Origin of the sequence: Nostoc sp., from assembly GCF_036916735.1 — a bacterium.
GTDB lineage: Bacteria > Cyanobacteriota > Cyanobacteriia > Cyanobacteriales > Nostocaceae > Nostoc.
Genome location: NZ_JBALFV010000125.1, coordinates 49,007 through 72,142 on the forward strand (window position 1 = coordinate 49,007; position 23,136 = coordinate 72,142).

The 23,136-nt window shown below is 43.6% G+C and carries 19 protein-coding genes and 1 pseudogene; 9 read left to right on the plus strand and 11 right to left on the minus strand.

Annotated features, from left to right (window positions below; genetic code table 11):
* Window positions 1–289: 289 nt before the first annotated feature.
* Complete coding sequence (locus tag V7L20_RS31615) at window positions 290–1,369, plus strand: glycosyltransferase family 4 protein (RefSeq protein ID WP_334747874.1); 1,080 nt, start codon at window positions 290–292, stop codon at window positions 1,367–1,369.
* A 35-nt stretch (window positions 1,370–1,404) separates the two neighbouring features.
* Here V7L20_RS31615 and V7L20_RS31620 read toward each other — a convergent pair whose 3' ends face one another.
* The gene (locus V7L20_RS31620; protein ID WP_334747875.1) at window positions 1,405–1,947 is read right to left on the minus strand and encodes a tetratricopeptide repeat protein; all 543 of its coding nucleotides are present in this window, start codon (window positions 1,945–1,947) and stop codon (window positions 1,405–1,407) included.
* Window positions 1,948–2,116: 169 nt separating this feature from the next.
* On the opposite strand from V7L20_RS31620, the gene V7L20_RS31625 reads away from it, so the two are divergent.
* Window positions 2,117–2,656, plus strand: a complete 540-nt coding sequence (locus V7L20_RS31625) for a hypothetical protein (RefSeq protein WP_334747876.1) — start codon at window positions 2,117–2,119, stop codon at window positions 2,654–2,656.
* Window positions 2,657–2,838: 182 nt separating this feature from the next.
* Here V7L20_RS31625 and argB read toward each other — a convergent pair whose 3' ends face one another.
* Complete coding sequence (argB, locus tag V7L20_RS31630; protein WP_334747877.1) at window positions 2,839–3,735, minus strand: acetylglutamate kinase; 897 nt, start codon at window positions 3,733–3,735, stop codon at window positions 2,839–2,841.
* 223 nt (window positions 3,736–3,958) lie between these two features.
* Here argB and V7L20_RS31635 point away from each other — a divergent pair.
* A pseudogene (locus V7L20_RS31635) lies at window positions 3,959–4,144 on the plus strand (Uma2 family endonuclease); the annotation flags it as partial.
* Between the two features lie 11 nt (window positions 4,145–4,155).
* Here the strand turns inward: V7L20_RS31635 and V7L20_RS31640 are convergent.
* Window positions 4,156–4,701, minus strand: coding sequence for a shikimate kinase (locus V7L20_RS31640; protein WP_334747878.1), 546 nt, complete (start codon window positions 4,699–4,701; stop codon window positions 4,156–4,158).
* Between the two features lie 682 nt (window positions 4,702–5,383).
* Between V7L20_RS31640 and V7L20_RS31645 the strand changes: the two genes are divergently transcribed.
* Complete coding sequence (locus V7L20_RS31645) at window positions 5,384–5,578, plus strand: hypothetical protein (protein ID WP_334747879.1); 195 nt, start codon at window positions 5,384–5,386, stop codon at window positions 5,576–5,578.
* Between the two features lie 19 nt (window positions 5,579–5,597).
* Here V7L20_RS31645 and V7L20_RS31650 read toward each other — a convergent pair whose 3' ends face one another.
* From V7L20_RS31650 to V7L20_RS31660, 3 genes are all read right to left on the minus strand, one after another.
* Window positions 5,598–6,290 carry a LapA family protein gene (locus tag V7L20_RS31650; protein WP_334747880.1) on the minus strand — a complete coding sequence of 231 codons (693 nt, stop codon included), beginning with the start codon at window positions 6,288–6,290 and terminating at the stop codon, window positions 5,598–5,600.
* Window positions 6,291–6,602: 312 nt separating this feature from the next.
* Entirely contained in the window at window positions 6,603–7,223 is a 621-nt protein-coding gene (locus tag V7L20_RS31655) for a flavin prenyltransferase UbiX (RefSeq protein ID WP_334747881.1), read from the minus strand.
* A gap of 20 nt (window positions 7,224–7,243) precedes the next feature.
* Window positions 7,244–9,595, minus strand: coding sequence for a ribonuclease R family protein (locus V7L20_RS31660; RefSeq protein ID WP_334747882.1), 2,352 nt, complete (start codon window positions 9,593–9,595; stop codon window positions 7,244–7,246).
* Window positions 9,596–10,677: 1,082 nt separating this feature from the next.
* Here V7L20_RS31660 and V7L20_RS31665 point away from each other — a divergent pair.
* The gene (locus V7L20_RS31665; protein ID WP_334747883.1) at window positions 10,678–11,565 is read left to right on the plus strand and encodes a hypothetical protein; all 888 of its coding nucleotides are present in this window, start codon (window positions 10,678–10,680) and stop codon (window positions 11,563–11,565) included.
* Window positions 11,566–11,744: 179 nt separating this feature from the next.
* On the opposite strand, the gene clpP is transcribed toward V7L20_RS31665, so the two are convergent.
* Window positions 11,745–12,356 (minus strand): ATP-dependent Clp endopeptidase proteolytic subunit ClpP, encoded by a 612-nt coding sequence (clpP, locus tag V7L20_RS31670; RefSeq protein WP_229451819.1) that lies wholly within the window; start codon window positions 12,354–12,356, stop codon window positions 11,745–11,747.
* 467 nt (window positions 12,357–12,823) lie between these two features.
* On the opposite strand from clpP, the gene V7L20_RS31675 reads away from it, so the two are divergent.
* The 3 genes from V7L20_RS31675 to V7L20_RS31685 all read left to right on the plus strand — a co-directional run bounded on the left by V7L20_RS31675 (window position 12,824) and on the right by V7L20_RS31685 (window position 15,709).
* On the plus strand, window positions 12,824–12,979 hold the full coding sequence (locus V7L20_RS31675) for a hypothetical protein (RefSeq protein WP_334747884.1): 156 nt from the start codon (window positions 12,824–12,826) through the stop codon (window positions 12,977–12,979).
* A gap of 95 nt (window positions 12,980–13,074) precedes the next feature.
* Window positions 13,075–13,431 (plus strand): hypothetical protein, encoded by a 357-nt coding sequence (locus V7L20_RS31680; protein ID WP_334747885.1) that lies wholly within the window; start codon window positions 13,075–13,077, stop codon window positions 13,429–13,431.
* 223 nt (window positions 13,432–13,654) lie between these two features.
* The gene (locus tag V7L20_RS31685) at window positions 13,655–15,709 is read left to right on the plus strand and encodes a thioredoxin domain-containing protein (protein ID WP_334747886.1); all 2,055 of its coding nucleotides are present in this window, start codon (window positions 13,655–13,657) and stop codon (window positions 15,707–15,709) included.
* 228 nt (window positions 15,710–15,937) lie between these two features.
* Here the strand turns inward: V7L20_RS31685 and V7L20_RS31690 are convergent, their stop codons facing one another.
* Window positions 15,938–16,273: a hypothetical protein gene (locus tag V7L20_RS31690; protein WP_334747887.1), complete on the minus strand. Its 336-nt coding sequence runs from the start codon at window positions 16,271–16,273 to the stop codon at window positions 15,938–15,940.
* Window positions 16,274–16,547: 274 nt separating this feature from the next.
* On the opposite strand from V7L20_RS31690, the gene V7L20_RS31695 reads away from it, so the two are divergent.
* Entirely contained in the window at window positions 16,548–17,150 is a 603-nt protein-coding gene (locus tag V7L20_RS31695; protein WP_334747888.1) for a molybdenum cofactor guanylyltransferase, read from the plus strand.
* Between the two features lie 121 nt (window positions 17,151–17,271).
* Here the strand turns inward: V7L20_RS31695 and V7L20_RS31700 are convergent, their stop codons facing one another.
* The 3 genes from V7L20_RS31700 to V7L20_RS31710 all read right to left on the minus strand — a co-directional run bounded on the left by V7L20_RS31700 (window position 17,272) and on the right by V7L20_RS31710 (window position 23,039).
* Entirely contained in the window at window positions 17,272–20,886 is a 3,615-nt protein-coding gene (locus V7L20_RS31700; RefSeq protein WP_334747889.1) for an nSTAND1 domain-containing NTPase, read from the minus strand.
* Window positions 20,887–20,905: 19 nt separating this feature from the next.
* Window positions 20,906–21,286, minus strand: a complete 381-nt coding sequence (locus V7L20_RS31705; protein ID WP_334747890.1) for a hypothetical protein — start codon at window positions 21,284–21,286, stop codon at window positions 20,906–20,908.
* Between the two features lie 253 nt (window positions 21,287–21,539).
* Window positions 21,540–23,039, minus strand: coding sequence for a family 10 glycosylhydrolase (locus V7L20_RS31710; RefSeq protein ID WP_334747891.1), 1,500 nt, complete (start codon window positions 23,037–23,039; stop codon window positions 21,540–21,542).
* Window positions 23,040–23,136 lie beyond the last annotated feature (97 nt).

The following is a 23,136-nucleotide window of genomic DNA, read 5'->3' on the forward strand; positions in this document are numbered from 1 at the left end:
GCGCTTACCCTGGCTTCCCATAGGGTATTGCTTCTACGTTTTGTACCTGATGCATAAGTCCTATTATACTGGCGTAATTCGTTAGCGATCGCCTACAAAAAAACCACCAGCAGCAACAAGCTAAACAAATAACTAACATTGAGTCACAGCTTTTTAAGCATGGTGAAAAAACTTGTCTTAACTCTTGATTTTTAATTTACAACCAGTCGCAAAGTTTACATCTTCTTGACACAACATTGACAAATTATTTATGTAAACTTTAAACGACTTATAAAATGTAAAATGAAAAATGGAAAATATAAAATCGATTTTTCTACCTAAAGCATTTGTTGACGGGAACCCCTACATAACACAGCTAAGTGATAATTTAGAAAAAGTAGGTATTGAATTAGCACTCCCAAGCCTTTCATCTTCAACAACCTTCTTTTTACCCTTAGTAATTTTACGTGAGAAGGCAGATTTTATACATTTGCATTGGTTAGATCCATTCTTCATATACCCAAATCAATTTAATCTACTCAAATTATTAATAGTTGTTTGTCAGCTAGTTTTACTAAAATCGTTTGGAATAAAAATTATTTGGACTGTACATAATCTTAAAAATCATGAAAGTATAAACTTTATTTTTGATCGAATTTATAGTATTGTTATAGCTGAATTATCTAACGCTATTATTACTCATTGCCAAGTAGCAAAAGAACAGGTTTTAAAGGAATTTTCTATAAGAAACAAACATAAAGTCTATGTAATTCCACATGGGAATTACATAGACTTTTACGAAAATAAGATTGAAAAAGCAACTGCCCGAGAAAAATTAGGTTTAAAACACTCTAATCTTGTTTTTCTCTTCCTTGGTTCGATTCGTCCCTACAAAGGAGTATTTGAACTTATAGATACGTTCAATCAACTAGATAGTGACAAAATCCAACTAGTCATTGCTGGCAGAGTTCACCACGATAGTCAAGAAATTACAGATATTCTTAGGCAGAAGATTGCTAATGATGAAAGAATCAAGTTTTTTCCAGGCTTCGTTCCAACTGATGAAATTCAACTTTACATGAATGCTTGTGATGCAGTTATCTTTCCATACCGAGATATTTTGACATCGGGTGGAGTACTTTTAGCAATGTCCTTCGGTAAAGCCTGTATAGCACCACGCAAAGGTTGCATTGGAGAAGTGCTTGACAATGCAGGAGCATTTTTATATGAGATAGATGATGAAAATGGCTTAACGAAAGCTATGAATTCTGCTTTAAAAAAGCACTATGAACTATTTTTTATGGGACAGCATAACCTTCAGCTAGCTGAAGAGTATAATTGGAAACACATTGCTAAGATGACAGCAGATGTATATCGTTATTGCTTATAAAAATTAAATAATTTTGGTATAATGTTAAGTTATTATCAGCTTGGGTTTGCTGAAAAACTCAACCAAACCAAGTACGAGATGGTTAAACCAATGGCAATTAGCGCCACCCAGATAAAGCGATTATCTCTGGTATTGACCTGACTGAGGTCAACGAATTCTGGCTCCGTAGGTTTAGGCTTCTGCTGCACAGAAGGTTTAGTCGATTTAGCAGCAATAGAAATTTTGAGTTCATTATCGGCTAGTGTGCCCAAGTCTGGGATTTCGGTCATCCACTCGCTGGGTCTTTTTAACTTTGGTGCTTTTAAAATGTAAAGCATCCGTCGCGCTTGTTTGCCAATTTCAAAATGGGCATGGCGTTTAAGTCTTTCGCAAAGAGCGATCGCATCATCGGTGCGTCCAGCTGCTTCATAAGCTGTCACCAGATGAATTTCTACTTCTCCCCCAAGACGAGAATTACGAGCTAATAGGGCGCTGGCCTTTTCTAAATTTTCGATGGCTTCGCGGTATTGCCCATTTTCAAAGGCAACTTTCCCAGCCTGGTAGCGGGTTTTAGCAATTTCTAAACTTTCTACACTCACGGTTTATACAAAAATCAGCACTATTTTAATTTTGCCAATGCCAGCAATCTTTTTGGAATTTTCTCAAAAACTGGCAACCTGAAAGTAAATAAACTTCTAAAATTTTAACTAAGTAGCTGCAACTATTTTCTGATTAAAAATTCCGGTATCAAATGCAGGTGAGCAAAATATGTTAAAAATCAAGCATTCGCAACTCAATTGGCTCAAAGTCGTCATGAGTATAGCAGTGATGGGTGTAAGCATTGCTCCAGCTTCCGCCCAGCGTGCGATCGTGATTGATGGCGCTTATGGAGCCAGGCGATCGCCTGCTGTGGGTTCTTTTATTTATGGTAGTCCGTTTCCCACACCTGATTATGGAGCCAGGCGATCGCCTGCTGTTGGTTCTTTCATTTATGGTAGTCCGTTTCCCACACCTGATTATGGAGCCAGGCGATCGCCTGCTGTTGGTTCTTTCATTTATGGTAGTCCGATTCCCACACCTATGCCTGTAGACCCAACAACGGGACTAATACCACAACGCACTGATTACTACAATTATTCCTATCCCCAGATCAGGCAGAACGTGAGAAATTCCACCCTGATTAGTCCAACTTTGATTAATCCGGCAATTCGAGACTCAACCATAGTTAACCCGGTGATTATAGATAACTCATGGCATCGTAGATCATTTAACGGTGAGCGATCGCGTATTTTCATTTATCCCCGGTAAAGGACTTTCAACAAATAAATTATCCAATCTTGTGAGGTGGGTAGAAAAACCCGCCTTTAGTTATTGTGCGCTCATGTCGCCCACCCCACAAGAAGTAGTTGAGTATTTTTTTATTTGCAAGTCCCTAAAGAGAGATGAGGAACTGTACAGACAAGGGTTAATCGCGTCTCTCCTCCTAACTCTTAAGAAGTAAACTGTGAACCCAGAATCATCGTTCCAATCCCAACATCAGTAAAGATTTCTAGTAATAGGGCGTGAGGAATGCGACCATCGATAATGTGTGCTGCACGGACTCCTTGAGCAAGCGATCGCACACAACAATTCACTTTGGGAATCATCCCACCGCTAACTATACCATCGGCAATCAGTTCGCGGGCTTCACGAATATCTACTTTTGGAATCAAAGTAGATGGGTCTTTATAATCTTTTAAAATTCCACTGGTGTCAGTCAGTAAAATTAACTTTTCTGCTCCTAGTGCAGCAGCTATTTCTCCTGCTACAGTATCGGCATTAATATTATAAGCTTGCCCTGTCTCGTCTGCGGCAACGCTGGACACTACCGGAATATACCTATTGCTAGCAAGGGTTTCTAAAATCTTAATATTTACATTGCTGACTTCCCCCACAAAACCGATGTCTTCTTGACCTTGGGGACGGGCTGTAAATAGATTACCGTCTTTACCACAAAGTCCTACAGCCAATCCACCAGCTTGGTTAATTAGGGCGACAATTTCTTTATTAACTCGACCAACTAAAACCATTTCCACTACATCCATTGTGGCGGTATCAGTGACTCGCAGACCATTCTTAAATTGTGGTTCGATGCCTAGCTTATCTAACCAACTGTTAATTTCTGGGCCACCCCCGTGGACTACAATTGGACGCAAGCCCACGCAGGATAAGAATACAATGTCACGGATAACTTTGTCTTTGAGTGTGCTATCTTTCATCGCTGCGCCACCATATTTGACAACAACAGTGCGACCGGCGAATTGTTGAATATAAGGTAGTGCTTCGCTTAGTACACGCACACGAGTAGCTTCAGCTTGCCTGATGTATTCAGAATCATTGACCGTCATGAGGAGCCGCCGTTAAGAGTTAAAACCTATTCCAGTCAGTGTAGAAGACTTTGTAACTCGTCACAATCTCTGATGCCATTGAGTATGTTTGTACTATAATGACTCTAATAATTTTCTTGACTTGCCAATGTTAACCAACTGATAGCCTCTGGTTTTAAAATCCTTATTAGCTTTTAGAATATTAACCAAGCAGGCTGGCGAAAAAGGCGATCGCTTGATAAAATTACAAGACAAAATGCAGGAGTACATCGATAACGGTGCATCACTAGGCTGGTTAATTGATCGGCAGAATCGAAAAGTCTACATTTACCGTCCTAATCGAGAAGTTGAAATTTTGGAAAATCCCGAAGCAGTTAGTGGGAATTCAGAATTACCAGGATTTGTCCTGCAAATGGGCAAAATTTGGTAATTTAAGTCTTATTAATGAGAAACTTGTGTTTTGAGAACGCTAGGAATTGCTTCAATTATTCGCTTGGCAACGTCTTCTGGTGTATCTCCCTCTCGCTCGGTGATGTGCAAATCAGCTTGAGAGTAAAGTGGTGTACGTTGTTCAAGCAGCGATCGCAATTTCCCTTTAGGATCAGCATCTTGCAACAGTGGTCTTGTGATATCATCAACTAAACGGTTGTAAATTATCTCCACTGGCGCATCTAGCCAGACTATCAAACCGTGGTGCAGGTAACCCCAATTTTCTCGCCGCAGTACAATGCCCCCACCAGTTGCGATAGTCAATTTTGTAAGAGCACAAATTTGTGAAAGTACGTCGCTTTCTAACTGGCGAAAGCCTGGTTCCCCTTCTTGGGCAAATAACTGATTGATAGATTTACCTGTTGCTTGGGCAATAACATCATCGGTATCTACAAACCCATAGCCCAATTCCTTCGCCAGTAAGCGCCCTACTGTCGTCTTACCAACGCCCATCATCCCAATTAAGTACAGGTTGACTCCTTGTAATAAGCTGCTCACTAGTTGCTTCGCTCCAATTCTGAGTGCTGAGTCATAGTTTCTAATTATAAACTTAACGACTTAATCTCGAATTTAAAAATATTTACTTGAATTAATCTGGGAAGTTCTTGAGCCAGAATAAATGAGCTATCAACTTGAATTTATCTGAAAGTTTTTATTTATTTTTAAGTTCTATAAATTTATCTTTTATTTAAGAGGAATTAACTGTCGTTATTACCATTATTAATGTATTTAAAGTAACTAAAGCAATCAATTAAGATTCATCTGTAAAGTTATTATAAATAATAAACGATGAATTTCTCATAAATCTGGTAATATCCCTGATGTAACTTTGTATTTGCTGCATAGCGATCACTATGCTTAACTAAAAAATTAATATAGCTTGTTTGAAACTTTATCTAAACAATTTCTGTCTATCTAAATAATCCGAATTTTCCCTCTGGTGGGTAATTTTAAGTATACAGAATACTGTGTTTCTACTAGCACAAAGTTGTTATTATAAAAGTTCAGTTATAACAAGCCCTAATCAATTAAATGTGTTCCTATAAAGGTGTAAATAATGACTTATATTCTGCGATCGCCCAAAAAAGCTTGCCAAATTGAAATTTCGGCACAAAAACTACTGCATATTTCACCCCAATAAGCCTGAATGAATAAATATAGAATGGATGAGGCGTCAACTATGACTCGAATTCGTGACGTTGTACAAAAAGCTTTAGCAACTGGCTATTTGACAATGGAAGCTGAAAATCAACTACGACAACTGTTGACTACCCGGTATGACTTGGAAGATTTTAATGCTTTCATGACTTTGCAGGAAGCTGCCATGACTGGTAAGGTCAAGCAAGAGTCTAGAGAGCGGTGCGGCATTAAATAGAGACGTAGCCTGCTACATCTCAGCGACGGGGGCGTTTACCATCATCTTCAAAATCATCATCAAAAAATTCCCAATCATCATCATCGGCTTGATTGGTAGTTGGCGGCTGATAAGGGGGGATAATTACCCGGTAATCAGCATCATAAACAGATTCAGTTTTTCCCGCACTCGTATTTTTTGGTTCCTGGTAGCTGTAGGAGTAAACTGAACCAGACTGAGAACTGCTTTTGGCTTCTGATTGACGTTCGTAAGTTTTAGAATCTTTAGGCTGTTGAGCTTGAGAATTAGAAGTAAATGTTTCTTCTGACTTTTCATCAAAGTTCCAATCATCATCTTTACTGCTATTTGTCTCCCAATCATCAAAGACATCACTAGTAGGCTCTTCTTTTTTACTAGCTGGTGGTGGAGAACTGGTAGGGCGATATGTAGGTTCTTCTCTACGGGTTGCCTTCGCACGAGGCGTTGTGCTTCGGCTGTCAGGAGTTTGGCGTTGTCTTCCCCCAAAATAATTGGATAAGTTAAACAAGGTAGCAATCAATACAGATGTGAAAGCACCAGTGGCAGTACTAAACAAAATCCATATAGCTAGTGGTAATGGTTGAGTTCGCACGCCCAAAAATACTAGCGATAGGGCAGGTGAGAAATTTTGGACTAATAACAGCGTTAGTCCTCCGAGTACTGCCACCAATAGAATTAAGCGAATTACAGCCATAGCAATTTTGTCAGTTGTCAGTTATCAGTGGTCACTGAAGAGGAAAGGGGGCAGGGGACTCTTAGCTGGGGAAAAACCCCATAAATAAATTTATTGGCTCTGAGACCCTAATGAAGCGGGGAATTCCAGAATCTTTCTCCCCTTGCCCCCTGCTCCCTACTCCCCTGCCTATAAAGGTCAGTTATCAGTGGTCAGTTATCAGTCTGATTATTCTTCGCTAATTACTGTTCACTGACTACTGACACTATCAGCCATCTCTATCATTACCTTTTTAGGACTATTGTGAAATTTACAATAAATCCATTGAGGATGTTAGCGACGACCTTGCCACCGCTGAATTGGAATGCAGTCAATATCTAGTTGATCTAGAGCACGGGCAACTACAAAATCAACTAAATCCTCAATGGTTTGGGGATTATGATACCAGGCAGGAATCGCGGGGACAATTCTCACTCCAACTTCTGCTAGAGAGGTTAAGTTACGGAGGTGGATGAGGCTAAAAGGCGTTTCACGCGGGACAATTACCAGCTTTCGTCCTTCTTTAAGTTGGACATCCGCCGCCCGTTCTAGTAAATCGGAACTCAAGCCAACCGCTAGCTTTGCCACTGTACTCATGCTGCATGGAATAATTATCATCCCCAGAGTGGGAAAGGAACCACTGGCAATCCCGGCTCCAACGTCACCCCAAGGATGGCAGCGGAGTTTACCCGAAATTGCAACTCCAGCTTGCTCTCGCCAGAATTGTTCTTGCCCAGTTGGTTCTGGTGGCATCCGAATTTCCTGTTCTGACTGCCAAACCATGTAAGTTGATTTAGAGGCAACCAATTCAATGCTAAACTCCGCTTCTAGCAAAAATTTGATTGCGCGAACAGCGTAAATCAGACCAGATGCACCCGATACGCCTAAAATTAGAGTTTTGGTGTTATTTGACACGTAAATTGTAGTGGATTTTACTAGTCCTCAGAGTAAGAGTCTAGGTCATCAGGCTCCATGTCATTTGGTAAGTAGAGGTCTGAAAGGTCTTCACGGGAATCATTGCCAGTTAAACCTCTGGCTACGCCATCGCTACCGACTGTTACTAAATCAATTTGCTGGCGGTAGTAATCGACACTCTTAACTTGTACAGCAACGCGATCGCCTAATCGATAAGAAGCGCGATTTTTGCGACCAAACAGTGCTTGTTGTCTGGCGCGATATTCATACCAATCATCTTTGAGAGAACTGACGTGTACCAATCCTTCTACCCTCAAAGGCACACCAGGATTACTGCTGGATTCTACCTCGGCGGCTGGTACTTCAATTTCCACAAAGAAACCGTAGGATTGAACCCCGGTAATTACGCCTTGAAATACCTGACCGATGCGTTGCTTCATCAGTTGGGCTTTTTGTAGTCCGGCTAAATCGGCTTCAGCTTCTTGAACTTCTTTTTCTCGGTCGTTGATTTGGACAATTACCCTAGTTAAATCGCTTTGCAGTTCTTGTTGCAATTCTGGGGGTAAAACGTTCCAGTTAATTTCCTCGTGGCTGGAGGAGTGACGCAGGTTAACACGCTCTCTCACACGGGTATTGCGGCGATCGCGTCCGTTTTCAAGTAGCGCATAATACACTCTTTGCATCAGTAAATCTGGGTAACGTCGCAAGGGAGCGCTAAAGTGGACATATTGCGGTAGTGCCAAACCAAAGTGAGATCCCTTAGTGGTGCTGTATGCAGATGGCTTAAGTGTATCTTGTAATAAGTAAGTTAGAACTTGCTCAGAGGGAGATTCGGCAAAAGCTATGGTCAAATGTTGGTAATCTAAGGGTTGGATATCAACTTCTGGATCTAGGGTGAGGTCAACGCCTAAATTGACTGCCAATTTGAGCATTTCCTGGACATCTTCAACATCGGGTGTGCCTTGAACTCGCCAAATGGCGGGAACACCAAGAGCATTTAAGTGAGTTGCTACTAATTGATTAACTAATAGTACCAACTCCGTGAGTAGCGATCGCACTGGTAAATCATTCACCACCACAGCGCCGAGAATCCCCTCATCATAGTATGCGTTTTGGCTGGGCGGCAGATTCAACTGGAGGCTACCACGATTTAAGCGTACCTGTTTGACGGCTGTTTGTAGGGCTTGGAGGTCTTGCAGGATTTGGGAAACCTGTGATGATTGCTCAACAGATTGACCTGTGAGAATTGCTTGGGCAAGTTCAGTACTCAGTGCAGTCTCGACGTTGATTACACTGGGTTGAATTTCCCACTCTAGGACTTGTCCAGATTGGGGATCAATGGTAATTAAAAAAGAGATAGTTAAGCGATCGCTCCCAGGTACTAAAGAACAGCGTTCTGCTACAACTGGGGGCAAAATTGGCAGTACTAATTCTCCCAGATACACTGATTTGCCCCGTTTGAGTGCTTCTCTATCTAGGGCTTCGTCAGGTTGGACATAATGAGAAACATCGGTAATATGAACGCCTAAAAGCCAATTTCCGGCTAGGTTTTTTTCTAAACTAAAAGCGTTTTCTATAACTTTGGTATCGTCATTTACCCCTTCAATGGTGAAGGTAAATAAATTACGTAAATCCAGCCGATTTTTCAGGTCTGCTTTTAGCAGTTTTTTAGGCAACTTGGCGGCTGCATCTAGCACATTATCTGGAAAAGTCCGGGAAAGGTCGTGTTTGCATGTAACTAAATCTATATCAGCAGCAGCTTCGGCATCGCTGCCAAGGATTTGCACCACTCGACCAAGGGGAGGATATTGTGCCAATGGGTAACGTAAAACTTCTACATGAACCAAATGATCGATCGCTTCTTCCAACTTTGCGCCGTTAGGCTGGATTTTCAGTTCAAACAGCAATCGATCGTCTAAAGGCACAGCCCTAAAACCAGCTTCTACCTGCTTAATTCGTGCCAGTAAGGTGTGGTTAGAACGTTCTAGAATTAGCTTCACCTCCCCTTCGGGAGACCGACGGCGACTGCCTTCTTTAAGAACTCTAACCAAAACGCGATCGCCATTCCAAGCATTACTCAAATGACTTTCGCGGATATAAATATCCTCAGCCCCTTCCACATCTTGGATAGCAAAGCAAAAGCCTTTACTAGAACAACGGAGTTTTGCCTCGATTATTCCCTCTTCTGAGACACGGCGGTACTTGCCTCGTTCCTTCACTAAAATACCGATTTTTTCTAGAACATCTAAGGCAATGTGAAGTTTTTGTAAACTTTTTTCATCTTCACAGCCAAGTTTCTTTTCTAAAACCTTTCGAGCTACCAATTTATCATCGGTGAAATTGGCAAGGAGTGTAGCGATTGAAAATTCCATGCAGTGAACCGACCTTTGGTCAAAACATCATTTTTGTTTAACAAAACAGAATTCAGGAGTCAGGAGCCAGAATTCATGAATTCTGAATTCTTCTTCAATCTGGTTCTTTTCTGTATATCCTCACGGCTTACAGAAACAAGTTAGAAACGAATTGCTTAGAGGCAAGACTTTCTAAGTTCTAAAGAAAGGAAGCTCGACCCAGCAAGAGCGATAAACTACTCTTGCAGTTCTAAGCAAAGGAAGCCGACCCACAGACAATGGGCGTCTACGAACTTCTCACTGCACGATGATCTCAGAGTTCGCCTGCGTTCAAGTCTCTTCACCTAACCAAACTTAAGATTACACGCCTGATTAGGATTTAGCCCCGCTAGGTAATTACGCGACGGGTTTTTGAGAAGCTGGGTTTAGAGAATCCAGACTGCCCAAAAGGGCTATGCAGGGGAGCCACTGCCGTCTTCTCCCTTGGCGTTAGCCTCTCCCTTTGGGAGAAGGGGAGACGCTAAAAGCGATAGCGCAGCGTTAGCGAGTCCGCGAGCGTCTGGGGTTTCCCCAAGTGGAGGAGGCAGTGCGGTCTTGAGGTCTCCCCAAGTGAAGCAACTGCCGTCAAGTGGCGTGGAAACTACAGGTGTTTGATTGTCTAGAGTGAAGGTAATTTTACGACATTAGACTCTGATTTTGAACTAGGCAAAACTGCCGTGAACCCAATTTTCCCACATGTAGAATCGGTAACAATTAGGTGGGCAGCTTAATAAGCAGTGAGGGCGAACCTTATCTCCATTATTGTAGATTTAGAGCGCACTTCCAGAAAATAGTTCTAAATATCCAGTTGGGTAATCAGTATAGCATTGCAGGCAAGACTACCCAGATAAGTTAGCACTGGCAAAAAATTTCGTCAAAAAAGAGCTACTGCTACAATTGGGACACAAGGCAAAGCAAAAATATCACTTTAAAAGGGACTGGGGATTGGGTATTAGGGATTAGGGATTAGGATTAAAATAATTCTTTCTTAGTCCCCAGTCCCCAGTCCCCAGTCCCAGTCCCCAGTCCCCAGTCCCCAGCAGATTTAGATTGGTAGCAGTATTATGTTGGCTCAATTCCAGAGCTTGTATCCCAAAGGCAGTCTGATTTCTGAATTAGTGCAAATTTTTCAAGGAAAATATATTGTCCGGGCAAGCGTGCAAATAGAAGGCGTAACCCGTGCTACGGGTATGGCAGCAGCAGAAACAGTAGAAGCAGCAGAAGACCTAGCCAGAACTAGGGCGCTGATAGTTTTGGGTATTACAAATGCACCACAGCAATCAGTGGCATTTAGCTCAAATCCAATTCCCCCAGCCCAGCTAAACCCTTCCTTGAATACCAAAGGTGGATTGAATGAGTCTGCTGCTTATTCCTCTGCAAAAGATGAGGATTTTGTTAGTAGTCAGTGGCCAGTGGTCAGCGACAAAGAAATATCGATACCGCCTTCTAAAGTACGGAACATCAAACCAGAAGTAGTAACAAACAATAATGAACAGTACGGGTACAGCAGTGATGCGTCCCTACCAAGCGATACCTATAGCCAGGATTTAGGTCAAAACTTTCCTGTAGCTACTAACCAGGAGTTAGAATTTGATCCTCCAGTGGAAAAATTGGAAATAACTTTTGATAATCAGGTGGAAAATCAAACTTTTCCCGCAATTTCTGCCAATAATGTCACACCATTTACACCTCGGAGTTACAGCCCTCAAGAGGATGTCGTCAACCCGCCAGCTACAGGAAAGAGAAAGAAGAAAGCTGAACCCGTTGATTTATCAGATGTAATTGCTAAAACAGATGTCGAACTTCAGCGTTTAGGCTGGACACCAGAACAAGGACGGGAATATCTGATTGAAACTTATGGTAAGCGGGGGCGTACTTTGTTAAGTGAAGAACAGTTACACGGATTCCTCAAATACCTCCAATCGCAGCCAGACCCAATAGCAGGATTTTGATTTGTCATTTGTCACTTGTACTGAGTTCAGCCCGAGCAAAGCCGAGGGGCGAAGCCGAAGTATTTGTCATTTGTCAAAATTTAATTTCAAAAATAACCCCTCTTCATAAGCGAAAAGGGGTTATTTTTAGGGTTTAAGGGAATTAAAAGTGGTAAATTACCATTTACCAATCGTGACTATTAATTGAGAACAGCAACTGCTGGGCGGCTACCAGCAGCATGACGGTCAATCACTTGGTCAATCAAACCGTATTCCCTGGCTTCCTCTGGCGACATGAAAAAGTCACGTTCAGTATCTTCAGCAATCCGCTCAATTGGTTGACCTGTATGTTCAGCTAAATAGTCATTTAGCCGCCGCTTGTGGTACAGAATTTCCCGCGCCTGAATTTCAATATCAGTCGCCTGTCCTTGAGCGCCACCTAGAGGTTGATGAATCATAATCCGAGAATGAGGTAGACTCATCCGCTTACCCTTAGTACCTGCGCTGAGGAGGAAAGCGCCCATACTCGCCGCTAATCCAGTACAAATTGTACAGACATCAGGGCGAATGTGTTTCATAGTGTCAAAAATGCCCATACCAGCCGTCACCGAACCACCGGGAGAATTGATGTACATATAAATGTCTTTCTCCGAGTCTTCGGCATCCAAATACAGCAGTTGGGCAACAATCAAGTTAGCAATGTTGTTGTCAACTTGTTGTCCCAAAAAGATGATGCGCTCACGCAGCAGCCGTGAGTAGATGTCAAAGGCGCGTTCGCCTCGACCCGATTGTTCAATAACGATAGGAATCATGGAAGCGTGTTTGTGGCTACTTTAAATACATTTTATCGGTGACAGCACGAAACTGGGGTTTATCTCTACTGTTCCCAAACAGATAACTTAAACCTTTCTCGTTTTCTCTTGCCTAAAAACAGTACAAAAAATGATTTTGCGATAAATTCAACCCCCAAGGGCACTTTTTAACCGCAAAAGATGTCTAAGAAAATATCCGATGAAGAACAAATCAAAAAACTCCAATCATCGCCAACCTCATATCTCGGTATTTGCTGGACAACTCTGGCGATGTGGTGATTAGACCAATAACCAAAATCAAACTTGCTTAGGGAATTATGTTGAGCCGATAACAATTTAAACATTTTTTTAGGATTTCGCTCGGTAAATATCAAATTATTTTTGTCAAATTCAGTAAATATCTAAAAGTGAATGTATTTATAAGAACTAGTTATGTTTGAAATGCTATCCATCCAGAGAGACGTGCCATGTTGGAAAAACTTGTACAAGCTGCCATCATCACCTTCTTGCTCCACCTGATAGCAGTACTTAGCCCAAATACTTTAATTCAGACAAAGACAGCATCACCTGTGCAAGAAACACCACCAAATATTGTTAGCTTGCTATTGCGCTCTTTTCAATAATAATTTAACGGCTACGCAGTTCGACTGCGCTTACCGTAAACTCAGTAATCATAAATAAAAAACTCCACGCCACTTGCTCTCTGGAGTTTTTGGGCATGGAAAATAGGGCACTTGTACTGCCCTTCTCTACGAGAGGCTTCGCCCTAAGCGTAGCTATGCCGCAGGCTTTACGACTACGCTCAGGAACGGCGACTTGTACTGAGCTTGTCTTGAGTTTAGCCCGAGCTTGTCCTCTTGGTAGTCGTAAAGCCTGCGGCATAGCTAGGCTTAGGGCGCAGCCTAAGAAGAGTTGGGCAAAGCTGAGGGGCGTAGTCGAAGTAAGCCGAGGTAAGCCGTTGGCGCAGCCTCTCGTAGAGAAGTATTGGGCATGGGAAGAAACTACCTGTTTGGCTAATGCCCTGCTTGGCCCAAGCGACGGGGAGAACAACCTCGTCCACCCACGGAGTGCATAGCAACACGAAGTTTGGGGATGGAGTTTCCCGTCGCTTTCAATAAATTTAGTTGCTCTACATCCAAATTATTTGTTGGTTAGGTATATCACAGATATGCACTACGACCTCTTACCCAAGAAATAATTCGCTCGTAGGATTTCTTGCTTATCTATATAGCCGTCTAAGCTAAGACTCCTGAGAAGAGGATAGACTGAGCAAAGAAGGCAACTACTTGCATTTAATCATGACTAATCGCCTTGCTGAAGCTAAGAGCCTCTATCTCCGCAAACACGCCGAAAACCCTATTGATTGGTGGTCTTGGTGTGATGAAGCACTTGCAACTGCAAGGGTGCAAAATAAACCGATTTTTCTCTCCATTGGCTACTCTAGTTGCCACTGGTGTACTGTCATGGAAGGCGAGGCTTTTTCTGATATTGCGATCGCTGACTACATGAATGCTAATTATCTTCCCATCAAAGTAGATAGGGAAGAAAGACCTGACCTCGATAGCATCTATATGCAAGCCTTGCAGATGATGAGCGGTCAAGGGGGTTGGCCTTTAAACGTATTTCTTTCCCCAGAAGATTTAGTGCCGTTTTACGCTGGTACTTATTTCCCTGTAGACCCGCGTTATGGTCGTCCTGGATTTTTACAGGTGTTGCAAGCTCTTCGCCGTTATTACGATACAGAAAAAGCAGAATTACAGCAACGCAAAGCCTTAATTATTGAGTCGCTACTCACATCTGCGGTGTTACAAGATGGTACAACAGATGAGCTTGAAGACCATGAATTACTCCGCCAAGGTTGGGAGACCAGCACAGGTATAATTACTCCTAGTCAATCTGGCAATAGCTTTCCGATGATTCCCTATGCAGAATTAGCATTGCGGGGAACTCGATTTAATTTTGAATCTCGCTATGATGGCAAGCAAGTTTGTACCCAACGGGGACTAGACTTAGCGCTGGGAGGCATTTACGACCATGTGGGCGGTGGCTTTCATCGCTATACTGTTGATGCTACTTGGACAGTACCCCACTTTGAAAAGATGCTCTACGACAATGGACAGATTGTCGAGTACATAGCTTCTTTATGGAGTGCAGGAGTAGAAGAAGCAGCCTTTGAAAGAGCAGTTGCTGGTACTGTACAATGGCTGAAGCGAGAAATGACCGCGCCTGATGGTTACTTTTATGCTGCTCAAGATGCCGATAGCTTCATTGAACCCACGGCAGTAGAACCAGAAGAAGGAGCCTTTTACGTCTGGAGTTACAGCGAACTACAACAACTGTTAACGCCTGAAGAATTGAGGGAATTAGAAGAGTTTACTGTGTCACCTAACGGCAACTTTGAAGGGCGTAATGTCTTGCAAAGACGCCATTCTGGGCAACTGAGTGCAACGGTAGAAACGGCACTGAGCAAGCTGTTTACCGCTCGTTATGGCGTTAGTTCTGAGTCTTTAGAAACTTTTCCCCCGGCTCGTAATAACCAGGAAGCAAAAACTGCTAACTGGCCAGGTCGCATTCCCTCGGTGACAGATACGAAGATGATTGTCGCTTGGAATAGCTTGATGATTTCTGGACTGGCTAAAGCTGCTAGGGTTTTTCAAGAACGGTCATATCTGGAATTAGCAGCACGAGCGGCGAATTTTATCTTGGAAAATCAGTTTGTGGATGGACGTTTCCACCGACTCAACTATCAAGGAGAGCCAAGCGTTTTAGCGCAGTCTGAAGATTACGCTTTTTTTATTAAAGCTCTCCTGGATTTACAAGCTTCCAACCCTGAGCATAAGCAATGGTTAGAGAAAGCGATCGCTATCCAAGATGAATTCAACGAATTTCTCTGGAGTGTAGAGTTAGGTGGATACTACAACACATCAAGTGATTCTAGTCAAGATTTAATTGTACGGGAGCGCAGTTACGCTGATAATGCTACACCATCAGCGAATGGAGTTGCGATCGCTAATCTTGTTCGTCTTGCCTTACTCACTGATAATTTAGATTATTTGGATTTAGCAGAACTTGGTTTGAAAGCTTTTAGGAGTGTAATGCATCGCGCTCCTCAAGCAAGTCCTAGTTTATTTACAGCGTTGGACTGGTATCGCAATTCTACCTTGATTCGCAGCACCACTGAGCAAATAAACTCTCTGATACCCAAGTTTTTACCAACGGCTGTGTTCACTATCACATCAGATTTACCAGAGGGAAGCATTGGTTTAGTTTGCCAAGGTTTGAAATGTCTTGCACCAGCAGAAAATGTAGAGCATTTATTGCAGCAAGTCCAGAAAAGTCAAAATAGGGCATAGGGCACTTGTACTGAGTTCAGCCCGAGCGGACTTGTACTGAGCGTAGTCGAAGTAGCCGAGGGGCGGCGTCGAAGTATGGGGCATAGGGCACTTGTACTGCCCTTCTCTACGAGAGGCTTCGCCCTAAGCGTAGCTATGCCGCAGGCTTTACGACTACGCTCAGGAACCGGGACTCGTGCCGAGCTTGTCCTGAGCCTGTCCTCAGAGCGTCTTGTAGAGAAGTGCGGGCTACGCCAACGCATTTGTTATTTCAGCGAACGCATTTGTTATTTCGGCGAACGCATTTGTTATTTCGGCGAACGCATTTGTTATTTCGGCGAACGCATTTGTTAATTCGGCGTACGCATTTGTTAATTCGGCGAACTCATTTGTTATTTCGGCGAACGCATTTGTTACTTCGGCGAACGCATTTGTTATTTCGGCGAACTCATTTGTTATTTCGGCGAACTCATTTGTTATTTCGGCGAACGCATTTGTTATTTCGGCGAACGCATTTGTTATTTCGGCGAACGCATTTGTTATTTCGGCGAACGCATTTGTTATTTCGGCGTGGACATAACGCACCCTACGAAACTACTAAAAGAGTTGAAACCTATGCTGGTCATACTTGTGTGTACACAGTAGCTTCCCTTAAAGGAAAGAGGCTGCGGGTTAGGTCTGTATTCCATGCAATTGGGAACCGCTATAAACCCCTGACTAATAACTTAAGTCTTCTTTTAGAGGACTTAACAAGAATTTTAGATTTCAATGGACTTTGGGTATCAGTCAGCGATTTAAATCACTGGCGAGTGATGTACACAAGTGCAAAATATATTTATAATCTATATTTTTTTGGCGAATGACTATTGACTCATCTAGCAAGTTAACCGCCATTGTGCTAGCTGGGGGTAAAAGTTCTCGGATGGGTCAGGATAAAGCCTTGATTCCCATTCAAGGAGTGCCGTTGTTGCAGCGAGTTTGTGGGATTGCTCAAAGCTGTGCTGATACTGTTTATGTAGTAACTTCTTGGCCGGAACGCTATCAAGACTTGCTTTTGCCTGGTTGTCAGTTTATCCGAGAAATACCTTTATCTGGAGAACCTCTCGCCCACGGGCCTTTAGTTGGGTTTGCCCAAGGGCTAGCCGAAGTTAAAACAGATTGGGTACTGCTGCTAGCTTGCGATTTGCCGAGGTTGCGGGTTGAGATATTGCAAGACTGGGTAACTAGACTTGATAGCGTGGGCGATAATGCGATCGCAGCTTTAGCTGATCATCCTAAAGGCTGGGAACCTCTGTGTGGTTTCTATCGCCGTCGCTGTTTGCCACAACTTTTAGAGTTTATCAATCAAGGGGGGCGATCGTTTCAACAGTGGCTTCGGCAATATCCTGTAGAAGTTTTGCCTTTAGCAGAACCCGAAATGCTGTTTAACTGTAATACACCAGAAGACTTGGCTTTAAGTTAACATCAGTCTCCAACGGAGGCGCACGTTAAAAATTTAATTGCGAATTGCGTTAGCGAAGCGGTAGCGTTCGCGCAGCGTCTCGTAGAGAGGAACGAGCGTCATTGCAAATTGCGAATTGGTTTCATTTTTGCGTGCCAATACCGTCGCACAAGTGCCTGTCATTCTCGGTGACATTAGGATTATCTTTTAAAGGATTATAGGTTAAATAACCGCGTACCGAATCACAACTGCGCCTCATTAAAGAGTCTAAATCCAGATCCCAGAGTTTAATAGTTTTGTCAAATGATGCCGTGGCAATGGTTTTACTGTCCGGGCTGAAACTCACACTTGTGACAGTGTCTTGATGCCCTTTGAATTCTTGCAGCAGTTGCCCTTGCAGGTTCCACAACCGCGCTGTCTTGTCAGATGATGCCGTGGCGATGGTTTTGCCGTCCGGGCTGAAACTCACACTTAAGAGATAGCCTTGATGCCCTTTGAATTCTTGCAGCAGTTGCCCTTGCAGGTTCCACAACTGCGCTGTTCCGTCTAGTGATGCCGTGGCGATGGTTTTGCCGTCTGGGCTGAAACTCACACCCCAGACTGAGCTTTGATCCCCTTTGAATTCTTGCAGCAGTTGCCCTTGCAGGTTCCACAACCGCGCTGTTCCGTCAGATGATGCCGTGGCGATGGTTTTGCCGTCTGGGCTGAAACTCACACTATTGACTTTGTCTTGATGCCCTTTGAATTCTTGCAGCAGTTGCCCTTGCAGGTTCCACAATCGCGCTGTCTTGTCAGATGATGCCGTGGCGATGGTTTTGCCGTCAGGGCTGAAACTCACACTTGTGACAGCGCCTTGATGCCCTTGGAATTCTTGCAGCAGTTGCCCTTGCAGGTTCCACAACCGCGCTGTTCCGTCAGATGATGCCGTGGCGATGGTTTTGCCGTCAGGGCTGAAACTCACACTATAGACTAAGCTTTGATGCCCTTGGAATTCTTGCAGCAGTTGCCCTTGCAGGTTCCACAACCGCGCTGTCTTGTCATATGATGCCGTGGCGATGGTTTTGCCGTCCGGGCTGAAACTCACACTATTGACAGCGCCTTGATGCCCTTGGAATTCTTGCAGCAGTTGCCCTTGCAGGTTCCACAACCGCGCTGTCTTGTCAGATGATGCCGTGGCGATGGTTTTGCCGTCCGGGCTGAAACTCACACCCCAGACTGAGATTTGATCCCCTTTGAATTCTTGCAGCATTTGCCCTTGCAGGTTCCACAACCGCGCTGTCTTGTCAGATGATGCCGTGGCGATGGTTTTGCCGTCAGGGCTGAAACTCACACTATAGACTAAGCTTTGATGCCCTTTGAATTCTTGCAGCATTTGCCCTTGCAGGTTCCACAACCGCGCTGTCTTGTCAGATGATGCCGTGGCAATGGTTTTGCCGTCCGGGCTGAAACTCACACTCCAGACTTTGTCTTGATGCCCTTTGAATTCTTGCAGCAGTTGCCCTTGCAGGTTCCACAACCGCGCTGTCTTGTCAGATGATGCCGTGGCGATGGTTTTGCCGTCCGGGCTGAAACTCACACTTGTGACAGCGCCTTGATGCCCTTGGAATTCTTGCAGCATTTGCCCTTGCAGGTTCCACAACCGCGCTGTCTTGTCAGATGATGCCGTGGCGATGGTTTTGCCGTCCGGGCTGAAACTCCCACTATTGACTGGGCTTTGATGCCCTTTGAATTCTTGCAGCAGTTGCCCTTGCAGGTTCCACAACCGCGCTGTTCCGTCAGATGATGCCGTGACGATGGTTTTGCCGTCCGGGCTGAAACTCACACTATTGACTGGGCCTTGATGCCCTTTGAATTCTTGCAGCAGTTGCCCTTGCAGGTTCCACAACCGCGCTGTCTTGTCATATGATGCCGTGGCGATGGTTTTGCCGTCCGGGCTGAAACTCACACTTGTGACTGGGCCTTGATGCCCTTCTAAGCGGTTTCGTTCTCTTCCCTGAACCAGAACTGTCTGCAAAGCATTTAAAGTTTCTGGTTTAGTTTTGTGTTGGCTTTGCAGGATTTTTCCTGCTTTTATTGCTGTGACGAAAGCTTCTAAGTCTTTATGTTCATTAATTAGAGGTAAGGAATATCTACTCAGAGATTCAGCTTGATTGAGTTGCGCCTGCTTCGTCTCATTCCATGCCGTAAAACCCAATGCACTGCTAATTACCACCGCCACCACTGAACCCGCCGCAATCCCCCAGGCGGTTCTGTTTTCGCGCTTTATGCGGGCTGCTTCGGCTTGTTTGAGGCGATTTCCTTCTTCAATACTCTGATTAATAAATTCTTGCTCATCAATTAAGTCTTCGGGGCGTTCCTTCAGTTTTTCTTCTGCTTCCGCCAAAGCTGCACCGCGCAACAATGACCCAGAATCTTGTTTCGTTGCTTCCCATTGTTCCTTTGCTGACCGCAGTCGCTCTTGCCAAGCTCTAAAAACGCGGTTTGTATTCATCCATTCTCGCAGTTCTCCCCAATTACGAATCAGAGCTTCATGAACTACTTCGACCGTTTCTTGACTGCTGAGATTGCGACTTGTCACCACCAACCGAGCATCAGCTAATTTTTTTACCAAAGACCAGCTTTGCTCCCCCAATTCCGCTTTCATCGCTATGCGTCGGGTATCTTCTGCTCCCTCACCCGGACGCACTAATTGAATAAAAATCCGCCGGACTTTTTCCTTCTCATCATCTGTCAAGTTGCCATATTTCTCATCAGCATGGCGAGCTAATGCACCTTCTACTTGACCAATTTCTTCATAGATTTTGTGAGTTAATTGTTTACCCGTTCGCTTGTTCCACAACTCTGTTAATGCAAACTCTAGCAAAGGTAAATTTCCAGGTTGGTCTTCCACATCATTAAGAATGCGTTCTACCAGTCCTGTTTCAAATGTCACCCCTAATTTTTGAGCAGGTTTTTCAATGACTTCTTTTAGTTCCTCCCGATTCATTGGTCCCAGTTTCACATCAGCATTTTGCAAGACATCAGCAAAGGGACGATAGGAGAGAGCATTTCCCAAAAAATCTGCCCGCATCGTTGCTACCAACACCGTAGCCGATGAAGACAGAGAAATAGGAGTTTCTAAACTGGCTAATAAGCAATCGAGAAACTTACGGCGAATTTCCTGATTGTTACAGAGTGTGTAAATTTCTTCAAATTGGTCAGCAATCAGCAGGACTCGATGATCGGGGTGATTTTGCCGAATTTTAGCAAAAACGTCTGAGAGAGGAACAGAGCCTTTTTGCAAATAATCAGCTAACTCTCGCGCTTGGATAATTTGTTTGGTTTCATTTAAGTTGGGTGTATAAAGAGGAACAAGAGCTAAAGCGATCGCATGGAAAGGATCAGAACCAGGACGAAAGTGAGTAAACTGCCAATGACCCTCTTTTTGTAACTTAGGGACTAATCCAGCTAATACTACCGAAGATTTACCGCTTCCCGACGCACCCAGCACGGGTATAAAATTACGGGTTTTAGTTGTAATATAAAGTTCTTCTATAAAAATTTCCCGCCCAAAGAAAAACTCAGCATCATTGGGGCCAAAATGAAACAAACCCTGATAAGGACAAGGGAGATATTCATCAACAGCGATCGCAGAATCAACAGGTTTTACCTCTTCCCTAGAGTAGAAGTAGTTGTAGATAATGTTTCCTTCACCAACTACAGCACCTTTGACCTCATTTTTAAAAGTTGAGTGGTATTTGGAACTCTCTTCAGCCATCTAGATACTCCAATGGCTTCTAGCCAAATTTATTTTCTTGTGTGTTGCGATCGCCCACCTGAATCCCCTTCACTTCTCCTTGAAATACTGTGTTATACTTACCTGTTGCCGACTCTTCAGGTTTTAACTGTTTCAGCAACTCCTGCGCTAACTTAATAATTTCTGCATCTTGATCAGCACCAGCTTCCGCTAATTTCTTTTTAAGTGGTGCTTCATAGGTTTCAGGATCTGTTTCGTGTTCTTCCAGAACCATTTGTGCTTTTGGTTCACTTTCAAACTTCTTCTTAATCAAGGTTTTCAAACCCTGATAGGCATCTTTAACGGCTGTTCCTGCGGTATCTTTAGTAGCTGCGATCGCACCAGCACCTAAAGCCGCAATAATCATAGAAACAGGTTCCATAGTTAATCCTCAATAATTTGTAGTAGCTAAAATTAGGTATATTCTAGGTTTACAGAATATTTAAAAATTTAGCAAACTTTTTGCCTTTTCTAACCGTCGAACTCACGTTAAGTTAATTGAAGAATACTGAACTCAGAATCAATTAGTGGGGGATTCAGCCCAATGTGGGATATAAATCTATTTGATAACAACGCAATTAGATGATTGGGGAGATGAGGAAAATTTTCCTTTTGAATTCTGCTGTATCTGCTGTTTACTGAATGCGACAAAATTTGCGATCGTTATCACTCTCAGGATATTGCCAAGAATAGGCAAAATGGCTAACTCCCTTCAGTTGGGGGGCGTATTGGCGAAGTGCTTGCATTTGCACCTCTAGGGATGGACGATTAGTAACAGATGCTCCCCATTTGCCTGCTAAAGCTGGGATTATCTGCGTACCCGGTTTTGCCATACTCAAAACTCGTTGCACTTGTGTCACAATACAACTGACATTACCGCAATTCCCATAAGCCATAGGATGCCACTGTAATGTAGTGGGGAACCGATCCCAAGGTTGCAAACGGGAATCATACCCTTGTCCTACAGTTTGGTTGCCATCCGGGAAAAACACTACTCCTGTGGGAATACTTAGCTGCTTTGCTGGATAACTGGCTAAGGTGACAAAATCTAAAATTCCTTGCATGGCGTGGGCAACGGCAAGCTGCCATAACTCCCATTGTAAAAGCGGCTGTCTATCCGTTGCACGCAGAATTGATTTTTGCGCTAATGGAGGAATGCGTCCTTGCCACAGAGGTTCCCCTTCTTGAGGATAAAGGTTATCAACTTCCGCTATATCTCCGGCGCCGACGAATCCCTTACTCAAAAAGCGCCGAATCAAGTCCAGCCCTTTGTAATTTAGTGCCCGTTTAAATAAAGCTTCTTGGGTTGCGGGACTATATAGCCATAAATCTGAAACTTTGGTAGCGATGGAATCACTTCCTGCTTGTCGGGGATAGCGCACATAGTCTAATAGCAAGCCATCTGGGCGACGGCGCAAAATTTCTTTTACTAATTGGTAGTAGTCGCGTTTTGCTTGCAAGTTATAAGGGTCGATAAATACTTGAGAGCCGTTGTCTACAACATATAAGCTCGTTTGACCTTTGCCATTACGAGCGATCGCACTTTCTCTATCTCGGCGCTGGGCGTAAGTATAGCCGAAATTGGTGGTAAACATCCAAGCGTAAACCTTTAAACCGCGTTGCCGACCTTTTTTAATTGCTGTGGCGAGTAAATCGGCGTTTTCTGCTCCTGGAGTGCGAATTACAGAAGGCCAAACCGTTGGGTTAGCTTTTGCTGGCAATAATGCCTGCCCGTCGTAAAATACTTCTAAATAAACTTGGTTGTAGCCACGGTTGACAATCCGATCCATAATCTGGTCTATTATTCCTGGCTGAATGTCACAGGGATACAAGCGCAACCAAATGGCTTGGATTTGCGGCCAAGTCCGCGTGCGGCACTCGTGTAATTTCTGTGCCTGTTCTTGTAGGATATTTTGATAGCGGGTTTGGGCATCTGGTTTGCCTTTGAGGGCTGACAAACGTAAGTTTTCTTTTTCTTGTGCTGCCGTTGACGATAATTGACAATACTGGTTTACTTGCGCCCTTGCTGGTTCGCTTGCAAAGTTGGGGAGTAACGAACTACTAGTGAAAACAATAGCGAATAGACGCCGCCAAAATAATGTTGCTCTTGCAACGCTCAAGGGATGGTTAGACATATCTAGCAGTAGATGGACACAATAATCATCGACCCCAATTCAGATAAATCGGAGTTAATGTATATAATTATACTTCTAATTGATAGGGGTTTGAAAA